At 67.0% G+C, this 7562-nt stretch carries 6 protein-coding genes and 1 pseudogene; 1 reads left to right on the plus strand and 6 read right to left on the minus strand.

Translation table 11 applies throughout. From position 1 onward, the window contains the following. Positions 1–36 precede the first annotated feature (36 nt). The 6 genes from Q427_RS24695 to Q427_RS24720 form a co-directional block, all read right to left on the minus strand. Positions 37–1671 (minus strand): benzoate-CoA ligase family protein, encoded by a 1635-nt coding sequence (locus Q427_RS24695; RefSeq protein ID WP_043517988.1) that lies wholly within the window; start codon positions 1669–1671, stop codon positions 37–39. 86 nt (positions 1672–1757) lie between these two features. Further along, entirely contained in the window at positions 1758–2936 is a 1179-nt protein-coding gene (locus Q427_RS24700) for an acyl-CoA dehydrogenase family protein (RefSeq protein WP_051496678.1), read from the minus strand. Then, positions 2936–3745 carry an enoyl-CoA hydratase family protein gene (locus tag Q427_RS24705; protein ID WP_043517989.1) on the minus strand — a complete coding sequence of 270 codons (810 nt, stop codon included), beginning with the start codon at positions 3743–3745 and terminating at the stop codon, positions 2936–2938. The genes Q427_RS24700 and Q427_RS24705 overlap by 1 nt, the downstream gene beginning before the upstream one ends. Next, positions 3742–4245 carry a MarR family winged helix-turn-helix transcriptional regulator gene (locus Q427_RS24710; protein ID WP_051496679.1) on the minus strand — a complete coding sequence of 168 codons (504 nt, stop codon included), beginning with the start codon at positions 4243–4245 and terminating at the stop codon, positions 3742–3744. Before Q427_RS24710 ends, Q427_RS24705 begins: the two co-directional genes overlap by 4 nt. Positions 4246–4324: 79 nt before the next feature. Further along, on the minus strand, positions 4325–4990 hold the full coding sequence (locus Q427_RS24715) for an SDR family NAD(P)-dependent oxidoreductase (RefSeq protein WP_231613906.1): 666 nt from the start codon (positions 4988–4990) through the stop codon (positions 4325–4327). 2 nt (positions 4991–4992) lie between these two features. Next, positions 4993–7278, minus strand: a complete 2286-nt coding sequence (locus Q427_RS24720; RefSeq protein ID WP_043517991.1) for a bifunctional salicylyl-CoA 5-hydroxylase/oxidoreductase — start codon at positions 7276–7278, stop codon at positions 4993–4995. A 212-nt stretch (positions 7279–7490) separates the two neighbouring features. Here Q427_RS24720 and Q427_RS36555 point away from each other — a divergent pair. After that, positions 7491–7562 (plus strand): annotated as a pseudogene (locus Q427_RS36555) (Rsd/AlgQ family anti-sigma factor); the annotation flags it as partial.

Here is a 7562-nt window from a genome sequence, read left to right on the forward strand (position 1 = left end):
TTCGTTGCTTGTTACTCGCTGTCGCCGAGGACCGGGCTAGCCGTCGCTCGGGTAGTGCTCCTGTCGCAACCGGAAGCGCTGGATCTTTCCGGTGGCGGTCTTGGGCAGTTCCTCGACGAAACGGATCGAGCGGGGGTACTTGTAGGGCGCAATGGCCTGCTTGACGAAGTCCTGCAGGCGTTGCGCGCAAGTCTCGTCCGGCTCGATCTCGTCAGACAGTACCACGAAGGCCTCGACGATCTGCCCACGGTCCCCATTCGGTGCGCCGATCACGGCGCACTCCTGCACGTGATCATGGGCCAGCAACGCCGCCTCGACCTCGGGGCCGGCGATGTTGTAGCCGGCTGAGACGATCATGTCGTCGTTACGGGCAGCGAAGTGGAAATAACCCGCTTCGTCCTGATAGAAGGCGTCGCCGGTGATGTTCCAGCCATCCTGGACATAACCCGACTGGCGGGCATCGTCCAGGTAGCGACAGCCGGTGGGGCCGCGAACCGCCAGACGGCCCACTTCGCCCCGGGGCAGTTCGTTCATGTCGATATCCACCACACGGGCTTCGTAACCCGTCACCGGCTTGCCGGTGCAGGCCGGACGGTGATCGTCAAGACGGTTGGAGATGAAGATATGCAGCAGCTCCGTGGCACCGATGCCGTCGAGGATCGGCGTGCCGGTCTTTTCGACCCACTCATGGTAGATCGGTGGTGGCAGGGTTTCTCCGGCCGAGACCGCCAGGCGCAGGCTCTCCAGTTCACGGCCACTCTCCGGCGAGGCGAGCATGGTGCGGTAGGCGGTGGGGGCGGTGAACACCACGGTGGCGCGATGCTCGCGGATGATATCCAGCATGAGGGGTGGCGAGGCGCGTTCCAGCAGTACCGCCGTGGCACCGAAACGCAGCGGGAAGATCGCCAGGCCGCCCAGGCCGAAGGTGAAGGCTAGCGGCGGCGAGCCGACGAAGACGTCTTCCGGCGTCACCTGCAGCACTTCCCTGGCGTAGCCGTCGGCGATGATCAGCAGGTCACGGTGAAAGTGCATGGTGGCCTTGGGCTTGCCGGTGGTGCCGGAGGTGAAGCTGAGCAGGGCCACGTCGTCGGCGGCGGTGGCCACCGCCTCGAAGTCGGAGGGCTTGTCCAGCGACAGGCGGTCGAGTTCGGCATCATGGTTGGCGGTGCCATCGAAGGCGACGACCCGCTGGAGGAAGTCGCTCTTTTCCGCACAGGCTTCCATCTCATCGAGCAGGCGGCTGTCGCACAGGGCCAGCGATACCTGGGCCTTGTCGACGATCTGCCCCAGCTCGCCGGCACGCAGCATCGGCATGGTATTGACCACCACGGCGCCGGCCTTGGTGGCGGCCAGCCAGCAGGCGACCATGGCCGGGTTGTTGGCCGAGCGGATCAGCACCCGGTTGCCCGGTCGCACACCGAGCTCCTCCACCAGGGCATGGGCCAGGCGATTGGTCCACTCGGCAAGTTCACGATAGGTGCGCTTTCGACCGTTGCCGATGAGGGCGACACGGTCGCCGTGCCCTTGCTCGACCAGTCGATCGCAGAGCTCCACCCCCGCATTGAGACGGGCGGGGTAGTCGAAGCCGTCGAGTAATAGCGCCGGATACTGCTCCGCCGGCGGCAGGTTGTCCCGGGCGAAGGTATCGGCGTGTGCCGATGGTGTCAGCATGACCATTCTCCGTACAGCGTGTTGTTATTGTTCGGCGCCGGTCAACGGCGTCGACAGGGGATACGGTATCTGGCGTTTCGTCGTCGTTATTGTCGTGTCGTCGGGTTGCCCTCGGCAGCGAGATGGTCGGCGAGATGATTGGCGAGAGTAGTGCGCGCGATGACGATCTTCTGGACGTCAGAGGCGCCCTCGTAGATGCGCAGGGCGCGAATCTCGCGGTAGAGGCTTTCTACGATGTGGCCCTTGCGCACGCCGTCGCCGCCATGCAGCTGTACCGCCTTGTCGATGACGCCCTGGGCACGGTCGGTGGCAAACAGCTTGGCCATGGCCGCCTCGCGGGTGACCCGTGCGGCCCCCATGTCCTTGGTCCAGGCGGCGCGGTAGACCAGCAGCGCCGCGGCGTCCACATCCAGTGCCATCTCGGCCAGGTGGCCCTGGACCATCTGCAGGTCGGCCAGGCTGGCGCCGAACAGCTCGCGGCTCCTGGCACGGTTCAGCGACTCATCCAGCGCACGGCGAGCGAAGCCCAGGGCGGCGGCGCCCACGGTGGAGCGGAAGACATCGAGCACCGACATGGCGATGCGAAAGCCCTGGCCGGGCTGGCCGATCAATGCGCTCGCCGGCAGGTGCATGTCATTGAAGCCAAGCCGCGCCAGGGGGTGCGGGGCGATGGTCTCCAGTCGCTCGCGGATCTCGAGCCCGGGGGTGTCGGCGGGTACCAGGAACGCCGAGAGCCCCTTGGCGCCCGGGCCTTCGCCGGTACGGGCGAACACCGTGTAGAAGTCGGCGATGCCGCCGTTGGAGATCCAGGTCTTCTCGCCGTTGAGCCGGTATCCGTCGCCGTCGCGCTCGGCGGTGGTATCGAGCTGGGCCACGTCGGAGCCGGAGCGCGGCTCGCTGAGGGCAAAGGCGGAGAGCGCCTCGCCGCGGCGGGTCTTCTCCAGCCACGCCTTCTGCTCGGTGCTGCCGAACAGGCTGATAGCCCCGGTGCCCAGGCCCTGCATGGCGAAGGCGAAGTCGGCCAGGCCGTCGTGGCGGGCCAGGGTCTCGCGGATCAGGCAGAGGCTGCGCACGTCGATGGCGTCACCGGCGGTACCCTCGAGGAAGCCCGCCCGGCCCAGGTCGCGCACCAGGCGGATGCAGGTGGCATCCACATCGGCGTGGTCGCGGGGCAGCTCGGCCCGGCACCACCCCTCCAGCCGCTCGGCCAGGTCCCGATGGCGTGGCTCGAAGAAGGGCCAGTGAAGAAAACTCGTGTCGCTCATCAATCCCCCTCGAAGACCGGCTTCTGTTTGGCGGCGAAGGCGCGATAGGCACGCTCGAAGTCCCGGGTCTGCATGCAGATCGCCTGGGCCTGGGCCTCGGATTCGATGGCCTGGTCGAGGCTCATCGACCACTCCTGGTTGAGCTGGGTCTTGGTGATGCCGTGGGCGAAGGTGGGGCCGTTGGCCAGGCGGGTGGCGTAGGCGATGGCTTCGGCCTCCAGTGCTTCGGGCTCGACCAGCCGGTTGTAGAAGCCCCACTGGTGCCCCTCTTCGGCGCTCATGCTGCGCCCGCTATAGAGCAGGTCGGCGGCACGCCCCTGGCCGATGATCCGCGGCAGCATGGCGCAGGCGCCCATGTCGCAGCCGGCCAGGCCCACGCGGGTGAAGAGGAAGGCGGTGCTGGCCCGGGGCGTGGCGAAGCGGATGTCCGAGGCCATGGCGATGATGGCCCCGGCACCGACGCAGATGCCATCCACGGCGGCGATCACCGGCTTGGTGCAGTGGATCATCGCCTTGACCAGGTCGCCGGTCATGCGGGTGAAGGCCAGCAGCTCCTTCATGTCGCTATCGACCAGTGGTGCGATGATTTCGTGGACATCACCGCCGGAGCAGAAGTTGTCGCCGTTGGCGGCGAACACCACCGCCTTGACGTCCTCGGCATAGGCCAGGTCGCGAAAGGTGTCCCGCAGCTCGGCGTAGCTGTCGAAGGTGAGCGGATTCTTGCGCTCCGGGCGGTTCAGGCGAATGACGGCGACCTCGCCCTCCATGCGCCAGAGGAAGTGTCGTGGCGTCAGGTCAGCCAGTTTCATTGTCTTTCTCCCGTATCGGCCGGCAAGCCGTGGAGCAGCTCGCCGATATGGTGGGCATCGTCTTGGGTGACGCCGTCGAGCAGGGCATTGACCCAGCCTTCGTGTGCCACGGCCATCTCGGAGAAGGTGGCGCGCCCGGCTGCGGTGAGCCGCACCAGGGTGGCGCGGCGGTCGCCCGCGATGGCGATGCGCTCGACCAGGCCATCCTCGACAAGGCGCTCGACGATGCCGGTGACGTTGCCGTTGGAGACCCGCAGCCGCTTCGACAGCTCGTTCATCTTCAGGCCCTCCGGGTCGCGGAAGAGTGCCGCCATGACGTCGAAGCGGGGGAGAGTGGAGTCGTACTCCAGGCGCAACCGTTCGCGCAGCTCCGCCTCGACCTGGCGGGTAACCCGCAGCATGCGCAGCCATAGCCGCAGGCGCTCCTTGCTAAGGGACTCCTTGCTCAGAGACTCGCCACCAGGCGTTGCCGGCTGCACTGATGGGAATTCGGCACTCATGCCTCACCTCCCGAGATCGAGATCGCCTGACCGGTAATGGCGCCGCTGTCGGGGCCGCATAGCCACATGGCCGTGGCGGTCACCTCGCGGGCCGGATCAGCCGGCCGCCGGGGTTGGTCTGCTGAAAATGCGTTCGCGCCTGCTCCGCGCTCTGGCCGGTCTTGTCGACCACCCTGGCGATGCTGGCTTCCAGCAGTGGCGTATCGGTGAAGCCGGGGCAGAGCGCGTTGACGGTGATGTCACGGCCGGCGGTTTCCCGGGCCAGTGCACGTACCAGCCCTATCACCCCGTGCTTGGCGGCGCAGTAGGGTGCCACATAGGCGTAGCCCTTGAGCCCGGCGGTGGAGGAGACGGCAATCAGTCGGCCGCCGTCATTGAGGTGGCGCAGTCCTTCGCGCAGGGTCAGGAAAACGCCGGTGAGATTGACGTCGAGCATGCGCTGCCACTGGGCCAGGGAGGTGCGCGAGAGTGGCGCGCTCTCGGCGGCCCCGGCATTGGCGATGATGATATCCACTTCGCCCAGCCGTTCGAACAGCGCCACCATGGCGTCCTCGTCGGTGACATCGACCACGGCGGGGGAAATGCCAGGGTGGCGCTCGGCCATAGTTTCGAGCGCTGCGGCTCGCCGCCCGGTGATGGTGATCTCGGCCCCCGCCTCGGCGAAGGCCAGCGCCATGTCGGCACCGATGCCGCTGCCGCCGCCGGTAATGACCACCCGCTTGGCGTTCAAGTGGCCCACGCTCATGTTCATGTCCACCCCTCGCCACGCTCGGCCAGACGCTGGAGCTGGTCGCGGCCGGGGCCGTAGGGCAGCGGCCAGTCGCACTGGCTGTCGCCGAGGCCCGCCGCGGCATGCAGGGTCCAGTAGGGGTCGGCCAGGTGCGGGCGGGCCAGGCACACCAGGTCGGCGCGGCCGGCCATCAGGATCGAGTTGACGTGGTCGGCCTGGTAGATGTTGCCCACCGCCATGGTGGCCATGCCGGTCTCGTTGCGGATGCGGTCGGAGAAGGGCGTCTGGAACATGCGTCCGTACATCGGCTTGGCCCGGGTCGAGGTCTGCCCGGCGGAGACGTCGACGATGTCCACCTCGGCGGCCTTGAGCAGGCGGGCGATCTTGACGGCATCAAAGGGCGTGACGCCCTCGTCGCCGACCCAGTCGTTGGCCGAGATGCGCACCGACAGCGGCTTGTGGGTCGGCCACGCCTGGCGCACCGCGCGGATCACCTCCAGCGGGTAGCGCATGCGGTTCTCCAGCGAACCGCCGTACTCGTCGTCGCGGCGGTTGGTCAGCGGGGTGATGAACGACGACAGCAGGTAGCCGTGGGCGGCGTGCACCTCGAGCATGTCGAAGCCGGCGCGCTCGGCCATCTCGGCGGCAGCGACGAATTCGTCGCGCACGCGCTCCATGCCGGTGCGGTCCATGGCCTTGGGCACCTGGTTACGCTCGGACCAGGGCACGGCGGAGGCGGCCAGGATCGGCCAATTGCCTTCGGGGAGCGGGGCATCCATTTCCTGCCAGCCGAGCTGGGTCGAGCCCTTGGGGCCCGAGTGGCCGATCTGGGCGCACAGTTTCGCCGACGTCTCGGCGTGGACGAAGTCGCACAGTCGCTTCCAGGCCGCCTCGTGCTCGGGTGCATAGAAACCGGGGCAGCCCGGGGTGATGCGCCCCTGGGGCGAGACGCAGGTCATCTCGGTGTAGACCAGTCCGGCGCCGCCCTTGGCCCGCTCGGCGTAGTGCACGAAGTGCCAGTCGGTGGGGCAGCCGTCCACCGCCTTGTACTGGGCCATGGGCGAGACCACCACTCGGTTGGCGAGCGTCATGTCGCGCAGCGTGAAGGGGGCGAACATCGGCGCCCGGTCGCTTTCCGGGTTGCCCGCCTGGGCCTGGAACCAGCGCTCGGCGCTGGCGAGCCACGCCGGGTCGCGCAGGCGCAGGTTCTCGTGACTGATGCGCTGGGAGCGGGTCAGCAGCGAGTAGTTGAACTGCACCGGGTCCAGGTCCAGATAGCGCTCCACCTGCTCGAACCACTCGGTGGAGTTGCGCGCCGCCGACTGCAGGCGCAGCACCTCGGTGCGGCGCTCCTCCTCGTAGCGGGCGAAGGCGCTGGCCATGTCGGGCTCGCTGTGCAGGTACTCCGCCAGGGCGATGGCGCTCTCCAGTGCCAGCTTGGTGCCCGAGCCGATGGAGAAGTGGGCGGTGGCGGCGGCGTCGCCCATCAGCACCACGTTATCGACGCTCCAGCGTTCGCACAGTACCCGGGGGAAGTTGATCCAGGCGGAGCCGCGGATATGGTTGGCATTGGTCATCAACGAGTGACCGCCGAGGTGGCGGGCGAAGATTCGCTCGCACACGGCGATGGACTCCTGCTGGCTCAGCTCGCCGAAGTCGAAGGCCTGCCAGGTGGCTTCGCTGCACTCGACGATGAAGGTCGCGGTGTCGGCGTCGAACTGGTAGGCGTGGGCCCATACCCAGCCGTGCTCGGTCTTCTCGAAGAGGAAGGTGAAGGCGTCATTGAAGGTCTGGCGGGTGCCGAGCCAGACGAACTTGCAGGCGCGCACTTCGATATCGGGCTTGAAGTGCTCGGCATAGTGCTGCCGGGTGCGCGAGTTGAGGCCGTCGGCGGCCAGCACCAGATCGAACTCGCGTCGCAGGTCATCGATGCGCTCCTCGGGAATGTCGCTTTCGAAGCGCAGCTCGACGCCGAGCTCCCGGGCGCGCTGCTGGAGCAATACCAGCAGCTTGTGACGACCGATGCCACAGAAGCCGTGGCCGGTGGAGACGGTTTTCACGCCGTCGTGGACCACCGCGATATCGTCCCAGTAGGCGAAGTGCTCGCGGATGCGTTCGGCGCTCACCGCATCGTTGCGCGCCAGGTTGTCCAGGGTCTCGTCGGAGAGGACAACGCCCCAGCCGAAGGTGTCGTCGGGGCGATTGCGCTCGAGCACCACGATCTCATGCGCGGGGTCGTGCAGCTTCATGCTGATGGCGAAGTAGAGCCCTGCCGGGCCCCCGCCGAGACAGGCAATTCTCATGGGGTGTGATCTTCCGCCGGTTATCATTGTTGCCTTGAGACTAGGTCGTCCGTGGAGATAGTTCAAGCATGAAATTTCAAGATTGAAGTTTCTTGCTTGAATGATTATTGCCCGGGATTCCTGTCGGCCCAGGATTGACAGCGAGCCTGGCTCGGGTGAGTCTGTCCTTTCGGGTCGGAATGGCCCCGGCTTCACAAGGGAAGGAGGCGGACATGCTGGAAGATTGCAAGAATGCCGGGAGCGCTGGGGTGGCGTTCACCAGCTGATCGACCGCTGGCTCGATG

Source organism: Halomonas sp. BC04 (genome assembly GCF_000568385.1).

What these genes read in the sequence shown, in the direction of transcription:
- Q427_RS24700 (WP_051496678.1), bottom strand. Translation starts at nt 2,936, where the DNA reads ATGAGCGACACGAGTTTTCTTCACTGGCCCTTCTTCGAGCCACGCCAT.
- Q427_RS24695 (WP_043517988.1), bottom strand. Translation starts at nt 1,671, where the DNA reads ATGCTGACACCATCGGCACACGCCGATACCTTCGCCCGGGACAACCTG.
- Q427_RS24705 (WP_043517989.1), bottom strand. Translation starts at nt 3,745, where the DNA reads ATGAAACTGGCTGACCTGACGCCACGACACTTCCTCTGGCGCATGGAG.
- Q427_RS24710 (WP_051496679.1), bottom strand. Translation starts at nt 4,245, where the DNA reads ATGAGTGCCGAATTCCCATCAGTGCAGCCGGCAACGCCTGGTGGCGAG.
- Q427_RS24715 (WP_231613906.1), bottom strand. Translation starts at nt 4,990, where the DNA reads ATGAGCGTGGGCCACTTGAACGCCAAGCGGGTGGTCATTACCGGCGGC.
- Q427_RS24720 (WP_043517991.1), bottom strand. Translation starts at nt 7,278, where the DNA reads ATGAGAATTGCCTGTCTCGGCGGGGGCCCGGCAGGGCTCTACTTCGCC.